General features: G+C 43.0%; 19 protein-coding genes. 15 read left to right on the top strand and 4 right to left on the bottom strand.

Going from position 1 to position 23910, the window contains the following annotated elements; genetic code table 11:
• The first annotated feature begins 7 nt into the window (after positions 1 to 7).
• The 6 genes from J0656_RS20295 (at position 8) to J0656_RS08920 (ending at position 6597) form a co-directional block, all read left to right on the top strand.
• Positions 8 to 142: a hypothetical protein gene (locus tag J0656_RS20295; RefSeq protein WP_262897073.1), complete on the top strand. Its 135-nt coding sequence runs from the start codon at positions 8 to 10 to the stop codon at positions 140 to 142.
• 68 nt (positions 143 to 210) lie between these two features.
• Positions 211 to 1035, top strand: coding sequence for a helix-turn-helix domain-containing protein (locus tag J0656_RS08940; protein ID WP_207032997.1), 825 nt, complete (start codon positions 211 to 213; stop codon positions 1033 to 1035).
• Between the two features lie 103 nt (positions 1036 to 1138).
• Positions 1139 to 1966, top strand: a complete 828-nt coding sequence (gene ygiD, locus J0656_RS08935; protein WP_207032996.1) for a 4,5-DOPA-extradiol-dioxygenase — start codon at positions 1139 to 1141, stop codon at positions 1964 to 1966.
• A gap of 197 nt (positions 1967 to 2163) precedes the next feature.
• Positions 2164 to 4209 (top strand): amidohydrolase family protein, encoded by a 2046-nt coding sequence (locus J0656_RS08930; protein WP_207032995.1) that lies wholly within the window; start codon positions 2164 to 2166, stop codon positions 4207 to 4209.
• Between the two features lie 106 nt (positions 4210 to 4315).
• A complete protein-coding gene (locus tag J0656_RS08925) occupies positions 4316 to 5062 on the top strand; it encodes a DUF6090 family protein (RefSeq protein WP_207033344.1) in 747 nt (248 codons plus the stop codon).
• 245 nt (positions 5063 to 5307) lie between these two features.
• Complete coding sequence (locus J0656_RS08920) at positions 5308 to 6597, top strand: amidohydrolase family protein (protein WP_207032994.1); 1290 nt, start codon at positions 5308 to 5310, stop codon at positions 6595 to 6597.
• Between the two features lie 61 nt (positions 6598 to 6658).
• Here the strand turns inward: J0656_RS08920 and J0656_RS08915 are convergent, their stop codons facing one another.
• Together J0656_RS08915 and J0656_RS08910 are read right to left on the bottom strand one after the other, a co-directional pair.
• Complete coding sequence (locus J0656_RS08915) at positions 6659 to 7837, bottom strand: GlmU family protein (RefSeq protein ID WP_207032993.1); 1179 nt, start codon at positions 7835 to 7837, stop codon at positions 6659 to 6661.
• 81 nt (positions 7838 to 7918) lie between these two features.
• Positions 7919 to 8191 carry a type B 50S ribosomal protein L31 gene (locus J0656_RS08910; protein WP_207032991.1) on the bottom strand — a complete coding sequence of 91 codons (273 nt, stop codon included), beginning with the start codon at positions 8189 to 8191 and terminating at the stop codon, positions 7919 to 7921.
• Positions 8192 to 8351: 160 nt separating this feature from the next.
• Between J0656_RS08910 and J0656_RS08905 the strand changes: the two genes are divergently transcribed.
• Genes J0656_RS08905 through J0656_RS08890 form a run of 4 tightly spaced genes read left to right on the top strand, consistent with a single transcriptional unit; the run spans position 8352 to position 13457 of the window.
• On the top strand, positions 8352 to 8873 hold the full coding sequence (locus J0656_RS08905; RefSeq protein WP_207032987.1) for a DUF4199 domain-containing protein: 522 nt from the start codon (positions 8352 to 8354) through the stop codon (positions 8871 to 8873).
• A 42-nt stretch (positions 8874 to 8915) separates the two neighbouring features.
• On the top strand, positions 8916 to 9863 hold the full coding sequence (locus J0656_RS08900; protein ID WP_207032986.1) for a glycosyltransferase family 2 protein: 948 nt from the start codon (positions 8916 to 8918) through the stop codon (positions 9861 to 9863).
• Between the two features lie 57 nt (positions 9864 to 9920).
• On the top strand, positions 9921 to 11627 hold the full coding sequence (locus J0656_RS08895; RefSeq protein ID WP_207032985.1) for a phospho-sugar mutase: 1707 nt from the start codon (positions 9921 to 9923) through the stop codon (positions 11625 to 11627).
• A gap of 3 nt (positions 11628 to 11630) precedes the next feature.
• Positions 11631 to 13457 carry an ABC transporter ATP-binding protein gene (locus J0656_RS08890; protein WP_207032984.1) on the top strand — a complete coding sequence of 609 codons (1827 nt, stop codon included), beginning with the start codon at positions 11631 to 11633 and terminating at the stop codon, positions 13455 to 13457.
• 43 nt (positions 13458 to 13500) lie between these two features.
• On the opposite strand, the gene J0656_RS08885 is transcribed toward J0656_RS08890, so the two are convergent.
• On the bottom strand, positions 13501 to 14532 hold the full coding sequence (locus tag J0656_RS08885; protein WP_207032983.1) for a WD40/YVTN/BNR-like repeat-containing protein: 1032 nt from the start codon (positions 14530 to 14532) through the stop codon (positions 13501 to 13503).
• A gap of 59 nt (positions 14533 to 14591) precedes the next feature.
• Here J0656_RS08885 and J0656_RS08880 point away from each other — a divergent pair, with 59 nt between their 5' ends.
• The 3 genes from J0656_RS08880 to J0656_RS08870 all read left to right on the top strand — a co-directional run bounded on the left by J0656_RS08880 (position 14592) and on the right by J0656_RS08870 (position 17724).
• Positions 14592 to 15803 carry an RsmB/NOP family class I SAM-dependent RNA methyltransferase gene (locus J0656_RS08880; RefSeq protein WP_207033323.1) on the top strand — a complete coding sequence of 404 codons (1212 nt, stop codon included), beginning with the start codon at positions 14592 to 14594 and terminating at the stop codon, positions 15801 to 15803.
• Between the two features lie 122 nt (positions 15804 to 15925).
• Complete coding sequence (locus tag J0656_RS08875; protein ID WP_176620305.1) at positions 15926 to 16768, top strand: SDR family NAD(P)-dependent oxidoreductase; 843 nt, start codon at positions 15926 to 15928, stop codon at positions 16766 to 16768.
• A gap of 53 nt (positions 16769 to 16821) precedes the next feature.
• Positions 16822 to 17724, top strand: coding sequence for a helix-turn-helix domain-containing protein (locus J0656_RS08870; protein ID WP_176620306.1), 903 nt, complete (start codon positions 16822 to 16824; stop codon positions 17722 to 17724).
• 211 nt (positions 17725 to 17935) lie between these two features.
• On the opposite strand, the gene J0656_RS08865 is transcribed toward J0656_RS08870, so the two are convergent.
• Entirely contained in the window at positions 17936 to 19528 is a 1593-nt protein-coding gene (locus tag J0656_RS08865; RefSeq protein WP_207032982.1) for an amidohydrolase, read from the bottom strand.
• 236 nt (positions 19529 to 19764) lie between these two features.
• Between J0656_RS08865 and purL the strand changes: the two genes are divergently transcribed.
• Positions 19765 to 23433: a phosphoribosylformylglycinamidine synthase gene (purL, locus tag J0656_RS08860; RefSeq protein WP_207032980.1), complete on the top strand. Its 3669-nt coding sequence runs from the start codon at positions 19765 to 19767 to the stop codon at positions 23431 to 23433.
• Between the two features lies 1 nt (position 23434).
• Complete coding sequence (locus J0656_RS08855; RefSeq protein ID WP_207032978.1) at positions 23435 to 23890, top strand: GNAT family N-acetyltransferase; 456 nt, start codon at positions 23435 to 23437, stop codon at positions 23888 to 23890.
• The last annotated feature ends 20 nt before the right edge of the window (positions 23891 to 23910 follow it).

Below are 23910 nucleotides of genomic sequence, written 5' to 3'. Positions count from 1 at the left end.
ACACTCTATGGACAAAATTGTGAAAGGAGCCATAGGCGGTTCCCTGTTAAAGCACTTTAAAGTTACCATAGATTACAATTCACAATTGATAAAGTTTGATCTTACCCCCAAAAGCACTCCTTCAACGGCCAATATAGAATGAAGATTGTTTCATTTTGATGTAACTTCGTAAGACGCTATTTTCTCAATCGAAGATAAATTGATTCGACCTTGGACCAACTCTTCAAAATATTTAGGTACACTACCAAAGATGCCAAAGCTCTGGAAGACAAACAAATCGAAGCACATGTCCACGATTTTGAAGAATTGATCATTGGTGCCAAGGGAAAGATTTCCCATTTCATCGATTTTGAGGACGAAACGGTCTATGCTCCGTTTGTTAGCTTCGTGACCAAGGGAAAGCCCCACCTGTTGCTCCCTCAAATACACCAAGGAGAGTGCGATCTTTGGGTTATCCGCTTCCGAAGTGAATTTATGTCGGAAGTGATTTTTAAGATGTACGGTTATTTTCATAATCGCGCCAACGTCACGCTTCCCGGGGACCAATGCTTTGACAGGCTTATGGTATTGTGCCAAATGATGCACGACGAAACCCAACGTCCCAATCCAGGGCTCATCGTCATAAAACAATTGTTTATGACCTTACTTACCATCATCAACCACGAAAGGCCCACCAATATCCAGTCAGACTCGGCCAATTCCGCCTCGGAGACCTATACTCATTTTCTACACATTTTGGAAGATAACTTCCGACGGAACGTTAAAATTTCTTTCTATGCCGAAAAGCTTTTTATGAGCGAACGCAACCTTAATATTGTATGTCAGGAGGTAATGCAGCAAAGTGCCGGCGAAATTATTGAGACCCGCAAGTTGAACGAAGCAAAAAACCTTTTGGTGAACAGTAATAAGACCATTGCTGAAATTGGTTTTGAGATCGGATACAACGAAAAAGCCTATTTTTCCAAGGTCTTTAAACGAAAAACAGGTTACACACCAACCATTTTCCGAAAGGAAATGAAACAGCTCATTTCTTAAAAGTACAACGTTTCTTCCCAAACGTATTACCCACTACTTCTAAATATACCCAACCTTTGTGGTAGAAACATATCATCTAAAGCATGGTATGTAGGTATCTCCGATGACAGATTTAGAAACTTTACGCTCTCTTAACCAAAGTCTGCCTTTTACGCAGAAAATGCCCGTTTTGTTTTTGGGGCATGGGAGCCCAATGAACGCCATTGAGGAGAATGAGTTTGTTGCCTGTTTCAGAAAATTGGGAGAGGAAGTAATCAAGCCTAAAATAATCTTATGTATTTCAGCACACTGGGAAACCAAGGGCACCAAGGTAACGGCGATGCAGAATCCTCCGACAATTCACGATTTTGGTGGTTTTCCACCAGCGCTGTTCGATGTGCAATACCCTGCTCCCGGAAGTCCTGAATTGGCAAGAATTACCAAGGAAATAATTACCAAGACCGATGTGGAGCTGGACACTCACTGGGGATTGGACCACGGTGCATGGAGCGTCATCAAGCATATGTATCCCGATGCAGATGTACCCATAATACAGCTGAGCTTGGATTACACAAAACCTCCAAGATATCATTACGAATTGGCCCAACAACTGGAAACGTTGAGGCACAAAGGAGTATTGATCGTGGGTAGCGGAAACGTAGTGCACAACCTGCGCAAGGTAAAGTGGGATAAATTGAACGATACCTATGCTTGGGATTGGGCCGAAGAAGCCAACGAAAAAATAAAATCCTTCATACTGGATAGTAATCATCAGGCACTGATAGATTATGGAAAACAAGGCACCAGTTTTGCCTTGTCCATTCCTACGCCCGAGCACTATTTGCCCCTAATCTATGTATTGGGGTTGAAGGACAAAAAAGAATCAATAGACCTGTTCAACGATAAAACCGTTGGGGGTTCAATCGGGATGCTTTCCATTAAAGTTGAATAATGATTTAATAATAATAGAGTCCATTATAGGATAGAAACCCCTAAAAGTATTTGCCTCTTTACTTTGATTGATGATGGGACCCCCAGTTGCCAACGTACCAGTGGCACTGGGGGTTTTTGTTTCTTACATCTATCAAACATATCGATAAATAAACCGCCAAAATTCGTTAACTTCAACGTCTAACTTAAACCAACCCGATGAAACTACGATTAATTCTGGCTGGCCTAATTATTTTGGCCGGCTATTCTTGTAAAACAGAACCAACCTCTTCCTTGGCCGATTACCAAGGGGAAGAAAACTATTCCGTGATCATGGGCGAGACCAAAGTCGGTTATTTAAAGGCCGAAACTTCTGGCGACACCATCAACATCGATTACGATTACAAAAACAATGGCCGTGGCCCGACCATGAAGGAGACCATTGTGCTGAACACTGAAGGCTACCCTATAAGCTGGTCAGTGACCGGGAACACCACTTTTGGCAATGCCGTGGACGAGAAGTTTTCCCTTGAAGGCAATGAAGCTTCTTGGACGGACGCCACCGGATCTGGAAATGCTTCCGTGGAAGCTGCACAGCTCTACGTGAACCAATTTGGCAGTCCTTACTCGGCCGTTCTAGCGGCCCGCCTATTGATGAAGGCCCCTGAGAACACGCTGCCCGTGCTTCCGGCTGGCAACCTTACATTGACCAAAATGGAAGACCTTACCGTGCAGAATTTATCTGGAGAGGGCGAGATGACCTTGACCACCTACGCAATTTCTGGAGCCGAAATGAATCCATCATACTTTATTATGGATGACAGCAACCGCTTCTTTGCCTACATCTCCCCAAGATACATTGTGGTAAGAGAGGGCTACGAGGCCGAAGAAAAAGAGTTACGCGAATTGGCAGAAAACTATTCTGCGGAGCGCTACGAGAAATTGCAAAAAGAATACGCCAACAACTACGATAAAAAAGTCCGTATCAAAAATGTAAAGGTTTTTGACCCAAAGAGCTTATCCCTGACCGAACCTGTATCCATAGTTGTGGAAGGTGAAAAAATTACGGCCATTGAAGCTGCCGATGCCACTGGAGAAGGCGAAGTCGTTATCGAAGGTAATGGCGGGACGTTGGTGCCCGGCCTTTACGAGATGCATGCACATACCGGCGACAATGGTGCCCTATTGAATATTTTGGCAGGTGTTACCTCGTTCCGTGATATGGGGAACAATAATGAAGTATTGTCCAAACTCGTAGAAAAAATTGAGAGCGGAGTGCTTGCCGGTCCACGGGTGACCCGAATGGGCTTTATAGAAGGGAAAAGTGAATACAATGCCAATAACGGTATTTTAGTAGCCTCCGAAGAAGAAGCTTTGGCCGCTGTGGACAAATATGACAGCTTAGGTTTTTATGGTGTGAAACTCTACAACAGTATGAACGGGGATTGGGCGCCAGCTATCGTAAAAAAGGCACACGACCAAGGCCTGTTCGTGGCAGGCCACGTGCCTGCATTCTCCAATGCAAATGCCATGCTACGCGCAGGGTTTGACGAAATGACCCACATTAACCAGACCATGTTGGGTTGGGTACTCGAACCTGAAGAAGATACCCGTACCCTTTTGCGCTTAACAGCCATGAAACGTTTCCCTGAGCTGGATTTGAACAGCGACAAGGTGCAAGAAACCTTGGATTTGTTCGTGGCCAACGAAACCGCCATGGATCCTACCCTATCCATTCACGAGCGGTTGATGCTCTCCAGAAACGGAGAGGTGACCCCTGGAGCTTTGGATTATGTAGAGAATATGCCCCCCAATGAGCAACGTAGTCTTAAAGTGGCCTTGGCACAGATTGCCGATGATGAAGAGGATAAGGCTTACCTTGAAGCCTACGACAAAATCGTGGAAACCTTAAAAATGATGAAGGACAAAGGCATCTTGATCGTACCCGGAACCGACTTGGGCGGAGCCTTTAACCTACACCGTGAACTGGAACTCTATACCGAACAATTGGGCTACACCCCTGCCGAAGTACTAAAATTGGCCAGCTACGATATGGCCGAGTATTTAGGCCACGATAGCTTGGGAAGCATTGAAGAAGGCAAACTGGCCGATTTCTTCTTGGTTCCTGGCAACCCTGTGGAAGATATCAAGGCCATAAAGACCATCTCCATGGTATCACGCGGGGGTACGTTCTATTACCCGTCCGAGGTGTATCCTGCATTTGGTATAACCCCATTTACCGAAAAGCCAGAAGTAAAAGAATAAAAGCGGACCCAAATAATTCCTTAATGGCCAATGCAAATGCGTTGGCCATTTTTTATTCTCTAATTGTATAAAAATCATATCTTTAGAGAAACCAACCCCTCTTGTCTTGTTTAGATTTTTTCGTACCATACGGTTGCGCTTACTAGGCGAAAATAAAATCAGCAAATACTTGCTTTATGCCCTCGGGGAAATTATTCTCGTGGTCATCGGGATATTGATTGCCCTTCGCATCAACAATTGGAACGAAAACAGGAAATTGTACCAAGAAGAAAAAGCCACTATTGCTAGCCTTAAACTGGAGTTCAAAAAAAACCTCGGTACCCTCAACGGCGATATTGCCGCCATTCAGGGAATTATTAATTCGTGCAACACCTTACTGGAACACACAGGCCCTGATTACCAATATGGCACCTTACCCGCTGTGGACAGTCTGGTGAGCATGACCTCCCGAATGTCTGTTTGGGACCCGAGCCTATACACCTTGGGCAACATTAAAAACTCTGGGAAGCTATCCAGCTTGTCCAATGAGGAACTGAAAGTATTATTGATAGAATGGGAAACCTTTTATGCCAATTTATTGGATTGGGGCGACTTTTATGTGGACAGGGGCAGTACCTATTTTGATTATCTGTTGCACAACTCCCTGAACCGTAACTTGTTTTCGGGCGACCCATTCCAGCTAAGCCCCTCCAAATTTGAAAGGAACAATGAGGAGTTGCTGCATAAACCAGAGTTCGAAAACTACATTACCAATCGGGTTTTTATCAATGGATTTATGTTGCGCTTTTACCAAGAAGCCAAAGCACGATTGACTGCCATGATTGAACAGTGTGAGACGTATGAGGATATATAATAAGAGTTTATGTTCATACAACAACCCGATAACTCTTTTTCTCGCACCTTAAGAACCTCCCTCCGCCCTCTCCGACCAAAGCAGCATCAATCAAAGCAAAAAAAAACTCCTTTTTGTAAATCGAGTTAGAAATTCTGCCATGGTTCGGCAATTGAAATAAACTACCAGAAATACAATCATTTTTTTTTTTTAAATCATGTAACACTACACTGTTTTATGAGTAAATAAAATAAAGTGTAAAATCCATGAAAACTCCCATTCTTTTAAGCTCTTTGCAAATAGTCCCGCGCAGATTGTTCCCAACCACCCTTATACTTCTTTTTATAAGTATCTATATGCACGGCCAAGTGACTGAAAACGTTGAAAAACCGATGGTGTTGCTGGCAAAAGCAATGATAGATGTTGAAAGTGGTACCACCATACGTAATCCCGCCATATACATTCGAAACGGAAAAATTGAAACAATCGGTGACGGCCTTAAAATTCCAGACGGGCTTGAAATCATTGATGTCTCGAATAAATACATCATTCCTGGTTTGGTCGATGCCCACACCCATCTATGCCATGAATATCGTCGCGACCTTGATATAGTTCCTGGTTCCAATACCATCGCAGAAACCGTGTTGCGCAATGAGGGGGACCGCGCTTTGTTGGGTGCCAAAAATGCTCGAGAAATGCTCATGGCAGGCTTTACAACCGTTCGGGATTTAGGAAACTCAGGGATGGGAGCCGCAATATCCTTACGTAACGCAATAAATAAAGGTTGGGCGGTTGGACCACGTATGTTTGCATCAACCCGAGCTCTATCTCCAATCGGGGGGCAATTTGTTACTATGGCGTACGAGGCACAAAGTGCAATCATTCCAAAGGAATATGTTGCCATAAACGGTATCGAAGACACTCGCAAAGCAGTCAGACAAGCCATATATGACGGTGCGGATTGTATCAAGGTAATCGTAAATAACAATTCCCTTGTGTTGAGCCAAGAAGAGTTGAATATGATTGTTGGGGAAGCAAACAGAGCTGGGCTTAAGGTAGCAGCCCATGCCACTCATGGAGATGACCCTTCAATGTTGGCGGTTAAATCAGGTGTTAATTCCATAGAACACGGATATACCATTTCCAAAGAGGTTTTGGATGTAATGGCTAATCAGGGAACATATCTAGTCCCCACCGACAGAATAGGCGTTAGAAGGTATCAGCAACGTATACAAAGGGCGTTGCAAGCAGGGGTCAAAATTGCATTTGGATCGGACATGTACTATCACCATAATGAATTGACACGGGGACAACTTGCAGTTAGGACCTACCAATCATATAAAGAGGCAGGTATGACCAATTTACAAATATTGCAATCTGCAACCATGCATCCAGGAAATCTTGTGTCCGGAAAAGAAAAAATCGGACTTATTCAAAGTGGGTATTTCGCGGATATAATCGCTTTGGATGAAAATCCATTGGAAAACATCAAAGCTCTTGAAAACGTGGTTTTTGTAATGAAAGAAGGGCAGATTGTAAAGAATGATACTGATTGATACATCCATTCAAGACAATAAGATAAATGTTTCGCTATCAAAATAAGCAATTACACTTTAATTAAAAATTCCGCCATCGTTGTGTAAACTCAAACACATGCTCTAAAATCTTGGCCTCAGTATCGTTAAATTCCATATTACGACGTTTCATCATGGCCTCGGCAACCTCAAATGCCTTGTTGGTTCTAAAAGTGGTATAGCCGGCCGTAGCACCGCCCCAACTAAAACTGGGGATAAAGTTTCTGGGGAAACCACTGCCAAAAATATTGGCGCTCACCCCTACCACTGTCCCTGTATTGAACATCACATTAATACCACATTTGCTGTGGTCGCCCATCATGAGTCCACAAAATTGAAGTCCTGTTTTGGCAAAACCCTCGGTTTTGTAGTTCCAAAGTCGAACTTCTGCGTAGTTGTTCTTCAAATTAGAGGTGTTGGTATCTGCTCCAATGTTGCACCACTCCCCTAGCACGGAGTTTCCCAAGAAACCATCGTGACCTTTATTGGAATTGGCGAACAGCACGGCATTGTTGACCTCTCCGCCGAGCTTGCATCCTGGTCCGGCAGTAACCGCACCGTAGATTTTTGCTCCCATTTTTAAAATGGCGCTTTCGCAAAGGGCCAATCCACCACGGACCATACAACCTTCCATCATCAGGGCATTTTTACCAATGTAAATGGGGCCCGTGGAAGCATTCAGAATGCAAAACTCCACCGAAGCGCCTTCTTCGATAAAAATGTTCTCGGGATTCTTTACTTGGTTTGTATCAGGTATGGGCTGGCTTGTTCTTCCTTTGGTAACTAAATCAAAATCCGCTTGAAGGGCTTCAGCATTTCGGGAAAAGATATCCCATGTATTTTTTATGGTCAGTACTTCATCATCAAAAGGAATAGCTGTGTATGCCGATTCTTCGAAGCTTATTTCCAAGTTTTCGGTTACGTAGGCGATATAGCCGTCCCTCCCTATCAAAGCTTCGCCCATTTTTAGGTTTTTGATGGCTTCAACCAAATATTCGTTTGGTAAGTAGCTACTGTTGATGACGGTGTTTTCTTCACCCGCCATCAAAGGGTACTTTTCCGAAAGATACTCTTCCGTTTGATGGCTCATAGATGCATTCAACCATTTCCCCCATTTTTCGGTAATTGTCAAAATACCAACCCTAATCTCCGATACTGGACGGGTAAATGTAAATGGGAACAGGTCTTCACGGTGATTACCGTCGGAAAGGATATAGTTCATAGCTCAGCTTTGAATACCAAAAATAAAAAACGCCCCCGAAAAGCATCGAGAGCGTCCATATATTTCGTTAAAAAGTAAGACCTACTCGGCCTCCTCCTTATCTTCCTTCTTAAATTTCTTGTATTTGTTCTTGAACTTGTCAATTCTACCAGCAGTATCGACCAATTTAGTCTTACCTGTATAGTATGGATGGGAAGTTCTTGAAATTTCCAATTTTACCAAAGGGTATTCAACACCATCAACCTCGATGGTCTCTTTTGCTTCAGCAGTGGACTTGGTAAGGAACACATCATCGTTTGACATGTCTTTGAAAGCAACCAATCTATAGTTTTCTGGGTGTATATCTTTTCTCATCGTCTTAAATGCTTAATCTCAGAATTTTCAGGGTGCAAATTTAATGATTTCTTTGAGACCTCCAACTTAAAATCACTAAAAAAATAAAGTTAAATTTATATGTAACAAAAATAAGCAATCTATAACTAACCTTCTATAAGCAACACTAATTTTAAAAATCATGGAAGAACAACAACCAAAAACCGGAAAATTTGCACTGAACTACGGACTATTGTTAGGTCTAATTTCCGTGGTGTTCGGCGTAATGCTCTACACTCAAAAAATGCACTACGAGACAAGTACGGCCGTAGTAGTCATCTCTATTGTCATCTTGGCAGCTATTATTTTTGTCGCTGTTAATGGGTTTAAAAAAGCAAACGGAGGGTATTTGACCATTTCGGAAGCTTTAAAAGTAGGAGTAGGGGTTGCCCTGGTAGGTGCCATAATCACTTTGCTCTATCAATTTGTACTCACCAACTTTATAGAGCCAGACTTTATGGACAAAGCCATGGAAATCGCCAAGCCAAAGGCTATGGCTCAAAACCCCAATATGACTGAGGAGCAATGGGAACAAGGCGTGGAAATGCAAAAAAGTTTTGCGTGGATCCAATATCCCGTCATTTTGATCATGAACACGGTACTGGGTCTGATTTTAGGTTTGATTACCGGTTTGATCTTGAAAAAATCCAAAGCGGATTACTAAAACAAAAAATGCTACTTTTGGAAGGAATTCCAGAATCGAACAATGCAGATTTCCATTGTAATTCCTTTACTAAACGAGCAAGAATCGCTTAAAGAACTACATGATTGGATTGTACAAGTGATGCAATCCAATCATTTTTCTTACGAGGTTATTTTTATTGATGATGGCAGTACCGACACATCTTGGGAAACCATTTTGGAACTATCCAACATCAACAAAAACGTAAAAGGCATCCGTTTCCTCAAGAACTATGGAAAATCGCAAGCGCTCCACGCCGGCTTTAAGACTGCCGAAGGTGAGGTAGTAATTACCATGGATGCCGATCTCCAGGACAATCCCGAAGAGATTCCCGAACTGTATCGAATGATCTCCCAAGAAAGGTACCATGTAGTATCGGGCTGGAAAAAGAAACGCTACGATTCCGTCATCACCAAAAACATACCGTCAAAGCTCTTCAATTGGGCCGCTCGGAAAACATCCGGGGTAAAATTGCACGACTTTAATTGCGGTCTAAAAGCTTTTGACAACAAAGTAGTAAAGACCATCGAGGTTTCGGGCGAAATGCACCGATACATTCCCGTTTTGGCCAAAAACGCAGGTTTCTCCAATATTTCGGAAAAAGTGGTACAGCACCAAGCCAGAAAATACGGCTCCACAAAATTTGGAGCGGAGCGTTTCATCAACGGATTTTTGGACCTGATCACCATTTGGTTTGTATCCAAATTCGGACGGAGGCCCATGCACCTCTTTGGCGCTTGGGGTGTTCTTATGTTTATGGTAGGATTCGGATTCGCCCTTTATTTAGGTATAGACAAGCTCTTTTTAAACCCTTTGGGTCGCTTGATAACCCAACGTCCCCAATTCTATATTTCATTGACTGCAATGATTATCGGAACCCAATTGTTCTTGGCGGGTTTTCTTGGAGAAATCATGGTGCGTTCCCGAAAAAATGACACCCGATACAATATCTCCGACAAAATTAACCTTTGAGCACCAACAAACCTTTTAAAGTTTGTATTTTTAAGCAACTAAACAACGATAAACACTATGGATTCCATTACCAAAACAGCGCAATCTTGGTTGACTGATTTTTTTGATGAAGACACCAGAAAGGAAATCAAGCATTTGATAGACAATGACCCCGAAGAACTTAAAGAACGTTTTTATAAGGATTTGGAGTTCGGTACCGGTGGCATGCGTGGTGTTATGGGCGTTGGAACCAATAGAATCAATAAATACACCTTGGGCAAGAACACCCAAGGACTCAGTAATTACCTTAAAAAATCGTATACCGACGACGATATCAGGGTTGTGATTGCCTATGATTGCAGACATAACTCCAAAACCTTGGCCAAAACGGTAGCGGATGTTTTCTCTGCTAATGGGATAAGGGTTCACCTATTTTCTGATTTAAGAACAACTCCGGAACTTTCTTTTGCCGTAAAACACATCGGTTGCCATGCAGGAATTGTCTTGACTGCATCCCATAATCCACCAGAATACAACGGATACAAAGTATACTGGGCCGATGGCGGACAGATTGTCCCACCTCAGGATGGCGAGATTATCGCAGAGATCAACTCCCTTTCCTTTGAGGACATCAAATTTGATAAGAATGAGAGTCTGATACACTTTATTGATAGTGAAGTGGATGAAGCCTTTTTTGAAGCATCGGTAAAAAATGGAAGTTTCAATGCCAAGGGAAAAGATGATTTTAAAATCGTCTTCACTTCCTTGCACGGTACTTCTATCACCGCAATCCCTGAAGTTTTGAAGAGAGCCGGTTACAAAAATGTGACCATCATAGAGGAGCAAGCAGAGCCCAATGGTGATTTCCCAACAGTGGAATCCCCCAACCCAGAAGAGCCCGAGGCATTGTCCATCGCCATTGCCAAAGCAGAGGAAATAGGGGCCGATATGGTAGTGGGTACCGACCCCGATAGTGATCGTTTAGGTATTGCCGTTCGCAATCTAGATGGCAAAATAGAACTCCTGAACGGGAACCAGACCATGGTTCTCATGACCAAGTTTCTTTTGGACCAGTACAAGGAAAAAGGATTTAAGGGCAACGAATTTATCGCCACAACCATTGTTTCCACACCCATGATGCAACAAATGGCAAAATCATACGGCGTGGAATTCAAAACAGCATTGACAGGCTTTAAGTGGATAGGTAAAATGATAAAGGACTTCCCTAGCTCTACCTTTATTGGAGGTGGTGAAGAAAGCTTTGGATATATGGTCGGTGATTTTGTCCGCGACAAGGATGCGGTCACCTCTACCCTATTGGCTTGCGAAATAGCGGCCAACGCCAAGGCCAATGGAAGCTCTTTTTATAAAGATTTGATCGATGCCTACGTGGAATTCGGTTTTTACAAGGAAAAATTGATATCCCTCACCAAAAAAGGGATGAGCGGAGCAGAGGAAATCAAACAAATGTTGAAGGATTTCAAAGAAAATCCGGTCGACACCGTGCAAGGTTCCAAATTGCTTTACATTGAAGATTACAATACCTCTACCGTTAAAAATGTACAGACTGGTGAAGAGTTTACGCTCCATTTACCTAAATCGAACGTATTGATCTACGAAACAGAAGACGGAACCCGAATTGCAGCCCGACCCAGTGGAACGGAACCCAAAGTGAAGTTCTACATCAGCACAAATGCAAAATTGGACAAGGCAGCGGATTATAAATCCGTAAATTCGCAGTTGGAAACCAAAATAGAAGGTATCCTATCCGAGCTGAATTTATAGTGAATGAACTACTTTAAAAAGATTCTCCGGTTTGCGAAACCATATCGCAGATACGGTATTCTGAATATTTTTTTCAATATTCTTTATGCATTGTTCAGTGCGCTGTCCTATGCCGCATTAATTCCAATGCTCAACGTTCTTTTTGACAAGACCAAGCAAATCAACGAGCCGCCAACCTATGAAGGCATTGGCAAGCTCAAAGATTATTTTGAGGGGTATATGAACTATCAAGTGACCCAATTCTCTGGTGAAGACCCCATGAAAGGGCTTTTGTTGGCGGTAGGCCTCATCTTATTTTTGTTCCTCTTCAAGAACATCTTCAATTATATGGCGATGTACTTCATCACGTTTTTGCGCAATGGTGTGCTCAAGGATATTCGCAACAAGATGTACCAGAAAATCGTGGATCTCCCTATCTCCTATTTTTCAGAAAAAAAGAAAGGTGATGTTATTGCAAGGATTACGTCAGATGTTCTGGAAATACAGCACTCTTTCCTTTCCATTCTAGAGTTGATAGTTCGCGAGCCATTGACCATTCTTTTCACGATTATTGTAATGTTTATCATTAGTGTTAAACTGACCATTTTTGTGTTTATTTTTATTCCCATTGCAGGAATGATCATTTCACGCATCGGGAAATCTTTAAAGAAAAAATCAGACAGGGTTCAAAAAGAACAAGGTGAATTTCTATCCATAGTAGAAGAAACATTGGGTGGACTTCGTGTCATCAAAGCCTTTAATGCAGAATCTAAATTCTACGGTACCTTTAAGAATTCTACATCTCGCTTTTTTAGGTTTTCAAATTCACTTTTGAACCGTCAAAACCTATCATCACCGACCAGTGAATTCCTCGGGATTGTTGTATTCGGTGTACTACTATGGTTTGGTGGGCGCATGGTTCTCTTGGAGGGCACTTTGGATGCTGCCTCATTCATCTCATATATGGGTCTAGCGTTCAATATTTTAACACCCGCCAAAGCCATCAGCAAAGCTTCTTACGCCGTTAAAAAAGGGAATTCCGCTGCTGAGCGGGTTCTGGAGATACTGGAATCGGAAAACCCTATCAAAAACATGGAAGGTGCCGAAGAGAAAACGGATTTTACTACAGGTATTGAACTAAAAGGGGTTGGCTTTAAATACGAAGATGATTATGTGCTAAAAACCTTAAACCTAAAGGTTGACAAGGGCAAAACAGTGGCATTGGTCGGTCAGTCCGGTAGTGGAAAAAGTACCGTGGCAAATTTGGTGACACGTTTTTATGATGTTAACAAAGGTGAGATTTTGATAGATGGGACCAACATCAAAAACATCACGAAGAAATCACTACGTGGACTCATGGGATTGGTTACGCAAGACTCCATTCTTTTTAACGACACCGTAAAGAACAACATAGCGCTTGGAAAGGAAAATGCTACGATGGACGAAATTATGGAGGCCGCCAAAGTAGCCAACGCACACGATTTTATAATGGATTTGCCCAATGGCTATGAAACCAACATTGGCGACAGCGGAAATAAATTGAGTGGAGGTCAAAAACAACGCCTTTCCATTGCTAGGGCGGTGCTCAAAAATCCACCGATAATGATTTTGGACGAGGCCACTTCTGCCCTCGACACCGAAAGCGAGAGATTGGTACAGGATGCGTTGGAGAAAATGATGAAGAACCGAACTTCCATTGTTATTGCGCACCGTTTATCCACCATCCAAAATGCGGACACTATTGTGGTGATGAGCAAAGGCGAGATCGTGGAACAGGGCACCCATGAAGAGCTGATGAAGTCTGACAAAAATTACAAGAAACTTGTAGAGATGCAGTCGTTTTCTTCGTAGAAAGATGGATTCTTGGATTGTTGGAATCCTGTCTCCTAAAAAATCATTTAAAATCCAATCTCGCTATCCTATTACTCCCTGCTGCAAAGGCTGTTGAATCATTCAAAAAGCGAATGGTGAAGAAAGGTTCCTCGCTCAACGCATTCCAACTCTCGCCCCCATCGGAAGAATAGGAGATTCCAGTAAATCCGACCGCCACCAATGCTTCACCACCTGAATTGGGAACAAACTGCACACAACTTTTATACCCAGGTTCCTGACCATCGGCAATCAATTGCCAAGTTTTACCGCCATCAACAGTTTTTATTTTGTTGGCTTTGTTGGAATCGGGCTGCGTGTAATCACCACCAATGGCAAACCCGATGCTTTCCTCAAAAAAGTCCATGGAATAGATGCCTTGGGTCGGTTCGTCTGAAATTATTGGGGTCTCTTGAATGTCCCAAGAAACTCCTTTATCCGCAGAAAAATAAATTCTTCCCTCCGTGGTACCTATCCAAACTTTATTTCCCTGAACGGCAATATTACTATTACTTGCCGCAAAGGCACCCTCGCCCTCGATTCCTTTGGGTAAATCCGAACATGCCAATTTGGTCCAAGTGGTTCCACCATCCCTCGTAATAATTATGGAGAGACAACCCTCCACCGTATCGCCAACGGCAATACCTTCGGTATCGTTCCAAAAGGCAAGACAATCATAAAACACACCTTCGCCCTCTTCGGTATACACCAATTCCATTTTTCCTTGGTCGCCAGTTTTGTACAATAACGCAGGACTTTCAACCGAGAGCATAAAGAAATCCTCCGAAGTTCCACCCACCGCTCTAAAACTTGGTGTGATGGAATCATAATATTGAGTGCTGGCCCTTACCTTATTGGAGCTTACATCTACCGTACCGTACATCCCATTGCTACCTGCAAACGCTAATGTTCTACCATCCAAAAATGTAATCGCACGAATACTAACCGAATCCTGAAAAACAGGACTCACAGCTACAGATTGAAAAGGTTGTTTTTTAGGTTCTTGGGCACAAGAAAACAAAACCAAAACGGCTAAAAGGGAAAGAATCGACCTCATCGTATTTATTTTCTTCAAAAGTACGGAGAAATCATACCTTTGCAACCTTATTTTATATGATGCGTTTACACAGGAACTTGGTATTTGCCGTGATTGATGCCCTTCACATGATTTTTAATGAAGGGGAATATGCCGATAAGGTGATAGAAAAAGTATTGCGCTACGATAAGCGTTGGGGCTCTCGAGACCGTGGCTTTATCGCCGAGACCACATACGATATAGTACGATGGAAACGCCTATATTCAGAAATTGCAGAGGTCCACGAACCATACAGCCGAGAACATTTGTTCCGTTTGTTCGGAGTTTGGTGCGTTCTTAGAGGTATTCGCATTCCGGATTGGAAACAATTGGAAGGCACACCAGAACGCCGCATTAAAGGTAGGTTCGATGAACTATCCAAAATTCGAAAAATTCGTGAATCCGTTCCTGATTGGATGGATGAACTAGGTGAAAAATCTTTAGGAACAGAACTTTGGACCAAAGAAATCGCTGCCCAAAACAAGCAAGCAGATGTAATTCTAAGGACCAACACGCTCAAGGTGCCTAAGCCCCAATTAAAATCGTTTTTGGCCAAAGAAGATATCGCTACAGAATTTATTGATGGCTACCCTGATGCACTGAAACTTGTGGAACGCCAAAATGTATTTGTAACACAGGCATTTAAGGACGGACTTTTTGAAGTACAAGATGCCTCTTCACAATTGGTCGCCCCATTTTTGGAAGTGGAACCTGGGCAACGCGTGGTGGATGCCTGTGCAGGAGCGGGTGGAAAATCCCTTCACCTGGCTTCGCAAATGCAGAACAAAGGACAACTGATCGCTTTGGATATTTATGAAAGTAAACTGAAAAAGCTCAAAAAGAGAGCAAGACGCAACGGGGTCCACAATGTGGAAACCCGTGTAATCGACTCCAACAAAGTCATCAAAAAACTGCACAATAGCGCCGATAGGGTTCTGCTCGATGCTCCATGTTCTGGTTTAGGGGTAATCAAGCGAAATCCTGACTCCAAATGGAAATTGGAGCCTGAATTTGTGGACCGTATCATGGGAGTTCAGCAAGATATCCTTCAGAATTATAGTAAAATGGTCAAAAAAGGTGGACAAATGGTATATGCTACCTGCTCTATCCTACCCCAAGAAAATACAGAACAGGTCAAAACGTTTTTGGCATCCGAAAATGGGAAAGAGTTTGAATTTGTCAGGGAAAGAAATGTTTTTGCCTCTGAAACTGGCTTTGACGGCTTCTATATGGCGCTACTAAAAAGGAAATAAAAGTTTACTTTTTATATCCCAACCAGATTTAGACTACAACAATCATAGATTAGGCTACATACCTTCCCTCTACTAAGGGCAACTTTGCTGTGTCAATTCATAACAACAAAAATTCTAAGAAAATGGACACAAAAAAAGTATGGTTGGTCACTGGTGCATCAAAAGGGCTAGGGCTTGTTTTGGTGAAAACCTTATTACATCAAGGTTATTCGGTTGCAGCTACCTCTAGAAGTTTAGCAAATCTTAGCGAAGCTGTCGGTAGTTCGAAAAGATTCCTACCTATCCAAATGGACCTTATGAACGAGGAAAGTGTGGAAGATGGTATTTCCAAAGCAATTGAAACTTTTGGCCAGCTTGATGTTATTGTAAACAATGCAGGTTATGGACAGAATGGTACACTGGAAGAAATTTCAGACGAGGAAGCACGACAGAATTTCGATGTGAATGTGTTTGGTCTTTTAAATGTTATCCGTAAATCCATGCCACAACTTAGGTCGCAAGGATCGGGGCATATTTTCAATATTGCATCCGTCGCAGGAATCGTAGGAAGTTTTCCCGGTTTTGGTATCTATTGTGCGACCAAATTTGCAGTTGTAGGTCTTACGGAGGCTTTATCGGTGGAGGCAAGCCCGTTCGGAATCAAAACAACTTTGGTGTATCCCGGTTATTTTAGAACTGAATTTCTTTCTGACGATTCATTAAAACTGGCACGTAACCGTATGGACGTTTATGCCCAAGCTCGTGAATCTGAGCGTATGCACAAAGAAGAGATTGCCGGAAACCAGTTGGGAGATCCTGAAAAGGCTGCTGAAGCACTAATAACCATGGCAGAAAGTGAAGAACCAGCTTTACACTTGTTTTTGGGGAGCGATGCTTATGGCATGGCAAATGAAAAGTTGAAAACCTTGGCAGACGCACTGGAAGCCAATAAAGAGTTGAGCTATTCTACCGATTTTAAAAACTAGTTTGTAATTTAAAACGGGCAAGGTCCTGCCTTGCCCTTAAATTAGCATTGAAGATGAATACATTTCAAACCTTGAGCGAGTTCCATAAGTTTTGTGCACTACCAAATCCAGAACATCCTCTGATTAGCCTAATAGACTATGGGCAGGTTAATTATCAAACCATAGAAAGTCAAATTACATGGATGCAAAGCTTTTACAGCATTGGTTTAAAACGTGATATACAGGCCAAAGTGAGATACGGCCAGCAGGAGTTTGATTTTGATGAGGGACTACTATCCTTTATAGCTCCAAGGCAGGTTCTTCAGTTTGAAATGTTACCGACGGAGAAAAAGCCTTCAGGTTGGCTATTGTTGGTTCATCCCGATTTTTTGTGGAACACCCCCTTGGCCAAGACCATTAAGAACTATGAGTTTTTTGGATATGCCATAAACGAAGCCTTATTTCTTTCGGACAAAGAAGAACGTACCATAACCGACATTTTACTAAATATTCAACATGAGTATAGGTCCAATATCGACAAGTTCAGTCAAAATATCATCATAGCACAAATAGAACTATTGCTCAATTATGCCGAACGATACTATCAAAGACAATTTCTTACCAGAAAAATCAATAACCACGAGATTTTGGTTCGGTTGGAGCATCTTCTCGACAGCTATTTCAACGGAGAAGAAGCCATCAACAAAGGAATTCCGTCCGTCCAATTTATAGCCGACAGCCTACATGTTTCTTCAAGTTACCTAAGTAGCTTACTAAAAGTGCTAACAGGCCTGAGTACCCAACAACACATACACGAAAAACTTATTGAGATAGCTAAAGAGAAATTATCCACCACACAACTTTCAATAGGTGAGATAGCCTATACTTTAGGATTTGAGCATTCACAATCCTTCAGCAAACTTTTCAAGACAAAGACCAACCTATCCCCTATGGCTTTTAGGGCTTCGTTCAATTAATTGCCCCAAAATGGATGCTGTTCGAGAAATTTGTACAATTTGTATTGAACTCCTTTCGCAGGAATGACATCAATCAATGGCTCTAAACTGTCATTATAAAGAAGTGCAAAGACTGAAGATTGTATTTTGTCCCATTTGCCGGATTTGTCACATCGAGCGCAGTCGAGATGTTTTTAGGTTCTCGACTCCGCTCGAACTGACAAAGAATTAATTATTGTTTCACCGTAGGGTATTCCACACCCAACTGCTCCAAATAGCTATCGTATTTGGTTTCATCGTAGTAGAACTCCTCCAAAGCGGGTCGGAACATATCTTGCTTGTCCTTGTTCAAGAAGGTCGGAGGCATATCTTCCGCAGAGATCATCGGCTCATATTTGGTTTCCTTGGTCTGCTCATTGTTGAAATAATCCCATGCTTGGGTCAACAACTCTGGTTTCAACAAGAAATCCATAATGGTCATAGCCTCGGCTTTGGCACCTGCTGTTGCCCCTTTATGGGCGATGGGCGTTGCCATGGCAATGGCATTGGCCCAGTGGTGTCCAGGCAGTCCAGGAATGTTGGACGGGAAGCGCATGGTTACCGTAGGCACTTTCCAAGAGATATCACCAATATCGTCAGATCCTCCGCTAACAGGTTCTGTAACAGGCAACCCAATTTCAGAAAGCTCCGTGGGCAGTCCTTCAATTTCCCGTGATTTCACTTCGGTTTGTACCGCTTTGGCCAGTTTTTGATCTGCCTCTGTCCATTCTGGAAGTCCAACTTCTTTTATGTTTTCGTACATGGTTTCGGCAATCACCTTGTTATAATGTCTTGGCCAAGCGGTTCCCAAAACTCTGGATGTCATGGTGGTACCGGTCATCATGGCCGCGCCCTTTGCGATATCATTTGCCTCGGCGTACATTTCCATAATTCCTTCATAAGTAATATCCCTAAAATAATACCAAATCGCAGCCTTGGACGGCACCACATTCGGTTGATCTCCAGAATCGGTAAAAATGGAGTGGGAACGTTTTAATGGATGCTGATGTTCCCTTTTGTAGTTCCACCCTACATTCATCAGTTCTGCGGCATCAAGGGCACTACGACCTCGCCAAGGAGCACCTGCGGAATGTGCCGCTTCGCCTTCAAACATGTATTCCACGGAAATCAGTCCAGTTCCTCGGGTCGGTCCCCAAGAAACACTTAAATTGCTGCTCACGTGGGTGAAAATGCACATGTCAATTTTATCAAAAAGACCATCACGGACATACCACGCTTTGGCAGCCACCAACTCTTCGGCAATTCCAGGCCAAAGGATCAAGGTACCTCCAATACCTTCTTTCTCCATCACCTCTTTTACGGCTAAGGCGGAAGTAATGTTCAACGGGATGCCTGCATTGTGCCCTTCACCGTGTCCAGGTGCACCTTCAACCAAAGGTTTATGGTAGGCCACTCCTGGTGTTTGTGATGCTTTCGGGATACAATCCACATCGCTTCCCAAGGCAATTACAGGTCCTTCCCCATTGCTCCAGGTCGCAAACCATGCGGTCGGGATATTGGAAATGGAATGCTCAATCGTAAAACCGTTATCTTCCAAAATTCCAGTAAGGTATTTGGAACTTTCCTCTTCTTGAAAGCCCAGTTCGGCAAAACTGAAAATCTTGTCGACCATCACCTGCGTCTGCTTTTTATTGGCTTCGACCAGGGCCTCTACTTCGGCTTTAAACTTTTTAATTTGACTTTTGGAGTACTTTTTCTGCGCTGTTGAAGTGGCTACGCCTGCGAACAGCATAATCCCGCTCAACAGGATTTTGGTAGTTTTCATAAGGTTGGTTTTGAGTTAGCTATAATTCTTCTAAGATAAGGAAACAACTTCAATCGATTCAGTTTTACACACCTCTGTGCTTGACTTTTAGTGAATTGATAAAAATTATATCGCTAAATTTTCAAACAACCATGCTATCAACAACACTTCGTTAACAAAACAGCTTTACAGTAGGATGAATTACGCAGTAAAATCGTATTTTTGCACTTTCTTAAACCGTTCAACGCAAAGATTGTATGATCCATTTTTTTGGGGACAAGGCTACCAAGGTTTTTGCCGTCCAAACCGCTCAGGAAATCGCTCAGGAAGATACTAACAAACTGATCTGGTTGTTTGGCAACCAGCCTAAAATCGAAGCGGCGTCACTTGACGCCTTTTTTGTTGGGCCACGGGCCGCAATGATTACTCCTTGGAGTACAAACGCCACTGAAATTACCCAAAACATGGGCATCACGGGAATTATCCGAATTGAGGAGTTCCATGCTGTTTCAGAGGATTTCACTGATTTTGACCCCATGCTTTCCCAGAAATATACATCACTGGGGCAGGATATTTTCACTATTGAAATTGTTCCAGAATCCATCAAGGAGATTGATGATATTGCTTCTTACAACGAAAAAGAAGGGTTAGCCTTGAGCGAAGAAGAAGTTGCCTATCTTGAAGGACTTGCCAAAAAAATGAATCGTAAATTGACCGATTCCGAAGTGTTTGGTTTCAGCCAAGTTAATTCCGAGCACTGCAGGCATAAAATTTTCAATGGCACTTTTGTGATTGATGGAGAAGAGAAACCTTCTTCTTTATTCAAATTGATCAAAAAGACCTCCGAGGCCAACCCCAACGATATTGTTTCGGCATATAAGGACAATGTGGCCTTTATCAAGGGTCCAAAGGCTATCCAGTTTGCACCCAAGAGTGCGGACAAGCCCGATTTTTATGAAGAAAAAGAGTTTGATTCCGTGCTTTCTCTAAAAGCGGAAACCCATAACTTCCCGACCACTGTGGAGCCCTTTAACGGCGCCGCAACAGGTTCTGGAGGTGAGATTCGTGACCGATTGGCTGGCGGAAAAGGGTCTTTGCCATTGGCAGGAACCGCGGTTTACATGACTTCTTATTCCCGATTGGAAGAAAACCGTCCTTGGGAAAAGGGCATGAAAGAAAGAGATTGGTTGTATCAAACACCGATGGATATTTTGATCAAAGCATCCAACGGTGCATCTGATTTTGGAAATAAATTCGGTCAACCCCTGATTGCTGGTTCCGTTTTGACATTTGAGCATGAGGAAGAAGCACGAAAATTGGGCTTCGACAAAGTGATTATGATGGCAGGTGGTATCGGTTATGGAAAAACCGACCAAGCCTTGAAAGATACGCCAAGTAAGGGAGACAGAATAGTTGTTCTGGGCGGTGACAACTACCGTATCGGGATGGGCGGGGCCGCAGTATCCAGTGCAGATACTGGGGAATTTAGTTCTGCCATTGAATTGAATGCGGTACAGCGTTCCAACCCTGAAATGCAAAAAAGAGCTTCGAACGCCGTTCGCGGATTGTTCGAAAGTCACGATAACCCCATTGTTTCCATTCACGATCACGGAGCTGGCGGACACCTTAATTGTCTGTCCGAATTGGTCGAGGAAACTGGAGGTACCATTGATACCGACAAATTGCCCGTTGGCGACCCTACGCTTTCCAAAAAGGAATTGATCGGGAACGAGTCCCAAGAACGTATGGGATTGGTAATCGGTGAGAAAGATTTAGATCTATTGGAACGGGTCTCGGCTCGTGAACGTTCCCCCATGTACAATGTGGGTGAAGTTACAGGCGACCATACCTTTAAATTTACTTCTGGTGAAACTGGCGAAACCCCAATGAACCTGGAACTTTCCGATATGTTCGGAAGCTCTCCAAAAACTATTATGGCGGACAAGACTGCCCAGCAAAAATATCCAGCCCTCAATTATTCCCTGGAGCATTTCCATGATTATCTGGAACAAGTGCTTCAACTGGAGGCCGTGGCCTGCAAGGATTGGTTGACCAACAAAGTGGACCGTTGTGTGGGAGGACGCGTAGCTAAGCAACAATGTGCAGGACCCTTGCAATTGCCATTGAACAACTGCGGTGTGATGGCCCTCGATTTTAAAGGAAAAGAAGGCATCGCCACCAGTATTGGCCACTCCCCTATTTCAGCTTTGATAGACCCTGTTGCAGGAAGCAGGAACAGCGTAGCGGAATCCTTGACCAATATTGTTTGGGCACCATTAAAAGATGGACTTAAATCCGTATCCCTATCCGCCAACTGGATGTGGCCCTGCAGAAATGAAGGTGAAGATGCGCGTTTGTACTCGGCCGTGGAGTCCTTATCGGAATTTGCGATAGCATTGGGCATCAACGTGCCCACAGGAAAGGATTCGCTTTCCATGAAACAAAAATATAAGGACGGTGACGTATTGTCCCCAGGAACGGTAATAATTTCAGCTGCAGGCAATTGCAACAACATCAACCAAGTGGTGGAACCTGTTTTGCAGAAAGACGGCGGGGACATTTATTATATCAACCTATCTAAAGACGGCCACAAATTGGGCGGTTCTTCCTTTGCACAAATTTTGAACGGCATTGGCGATGAAGCCCCATCTGTTTTGGATGCTGGTTATTTCAAGACCGTTTTCAATACCTTGCAAAAGCTCATCAAAGATGGTCAGCTATTGGCGGGGCACGATGTGGCATCAGGTGGTTTGATCACTACACTTTTGGAACTTTGCTTTGCTGATAATGATTTGGGTGCCAACTTAGATCTGTCCAGTTTGAACGAACAGGACACCATCAAACTATTGTTCTCTGAAAATATTGGTGTGGTATTCCAAGCCAAGGATGATTCAGTAGAAAATGAATTGAAAGCTTCGGGTATTGAATTTGCCAAAATCGGTAGTCCATCTTCAGAAAGCACGTTGAAAATCAAGAACAACGGCATTGAAATAGGATTGAACATTGCATCCTTGCGAGATACATGGTTCAAGACATCCTATCTATTGGACAACAAACAAACTGCCAATGGTTTGGCCAAGAACCGATTTGATAATTACAAGAATCAGCAGTTAAACTATATTTTCCCCGAAAATTTTGATGGTCAATTGTCACCTCGAGCACAGTCGAGAGGCAATGATAGACCCAAAGCGGCCATACTTCGTGAAAAAGGAAGTAATTCCGAGCGCGAAATGGCCAATGCGATGTACTTGGCTGGTTTTGATGTAAAAGATGTGCACATGACCGACCTCATTACAGGAAGGGAAACCTTGGAGGACATCCAATTTATTGGTGCGGTGGGAGGTTTCTCCAACTCCGATGTGTTGGGCAGTGCCAAAGGTTGGGCAGGTGCCTTTAAATACAACGAAAAGGCCAATAAAGCGCTGCAAGATTTCTTCGCCAGACCAGACACCTTATCCGTAGGGATTTGCAACGGTTGCCAGTTGTTCATGGAGTTGGATCTTATCAACCCAGAACATGGCACCCATGGCAGAATGACGTATAACGATTCGCACAAGCACGAAAGTGGTTTTACTTCTGTGAAAATTCAGGAAAACAACTCCGTGATGTTGTCCAACTTGGCGGGGACCACCTTGGGTGTATGGATCAGTCATGGTGAGGGTAAATTCAGTCTGCCACATACCGAGGACCAATACAATATCGTGGCCAAGTATGGTTACGAAGGTTATCCTGCCAATCCAAATGGAAGTGATTACAACACTGCTATGCTGTGCGACAAAACAGGTAGGCACTTGGTGACCATGCCGCACATTGAACGCTCCACCTTCCCATGGAACTGGGCACACTATCCAAAGGATAGAAATGATGCGGTATCGCCTTGGTTACAAGCCTTTGTGAATGCTAGGGAATGGTTGGAAAACAAATAATATGATCATAAGGCAAGCTAAAATAGAAGATGTACCGCTTATCGTGGAAATGCTTGCCAATGATGAGTTGGGCAAACTTCGGGAAGATTTTCAAGAACCTCTTCCCGAAAAATATTATTCAGCATTTGAGAATATTGATAATGACCCCAATCAAGAGTTGGTTGTGATTTTAAATGAGCACGACCAAGTCATTGGTACACTGCAACTGAGTTTTATCCAATATTTGACCTATCAAGGCGGTATTCGTGCTCAAATTGAAGCTGTAAGGGTTCATCAGAATCATCGTAACAAAGGTGTTGGCAAACAATTGTTCCAATGGGCCATCAAAAGGTCAAAAGAAAGAGGTGCACATGTGGTACAACTGACTACGGACAAAAAACGACCAGATGCACTTAAGTTTTATAAAACTTTGGGATTTGTAGATTCACATGAAGGCATGAAATTGCATATTATATAAAATTACCAAATAATTATGCT

The organism is Flagellimonas aurea, from assembly GCF_017313785.1.
GTDB lineage: Bacteria > Bacteroidota > Bacteroidia > Flavobacteriales > Flavobacteriaceae > Flagellimonas > Flagellimonas aurea.
Note: the sequence above shows the minus strand (reverse complement) of the source record. Positions and strands in the feature narration are given on the sequence as shown.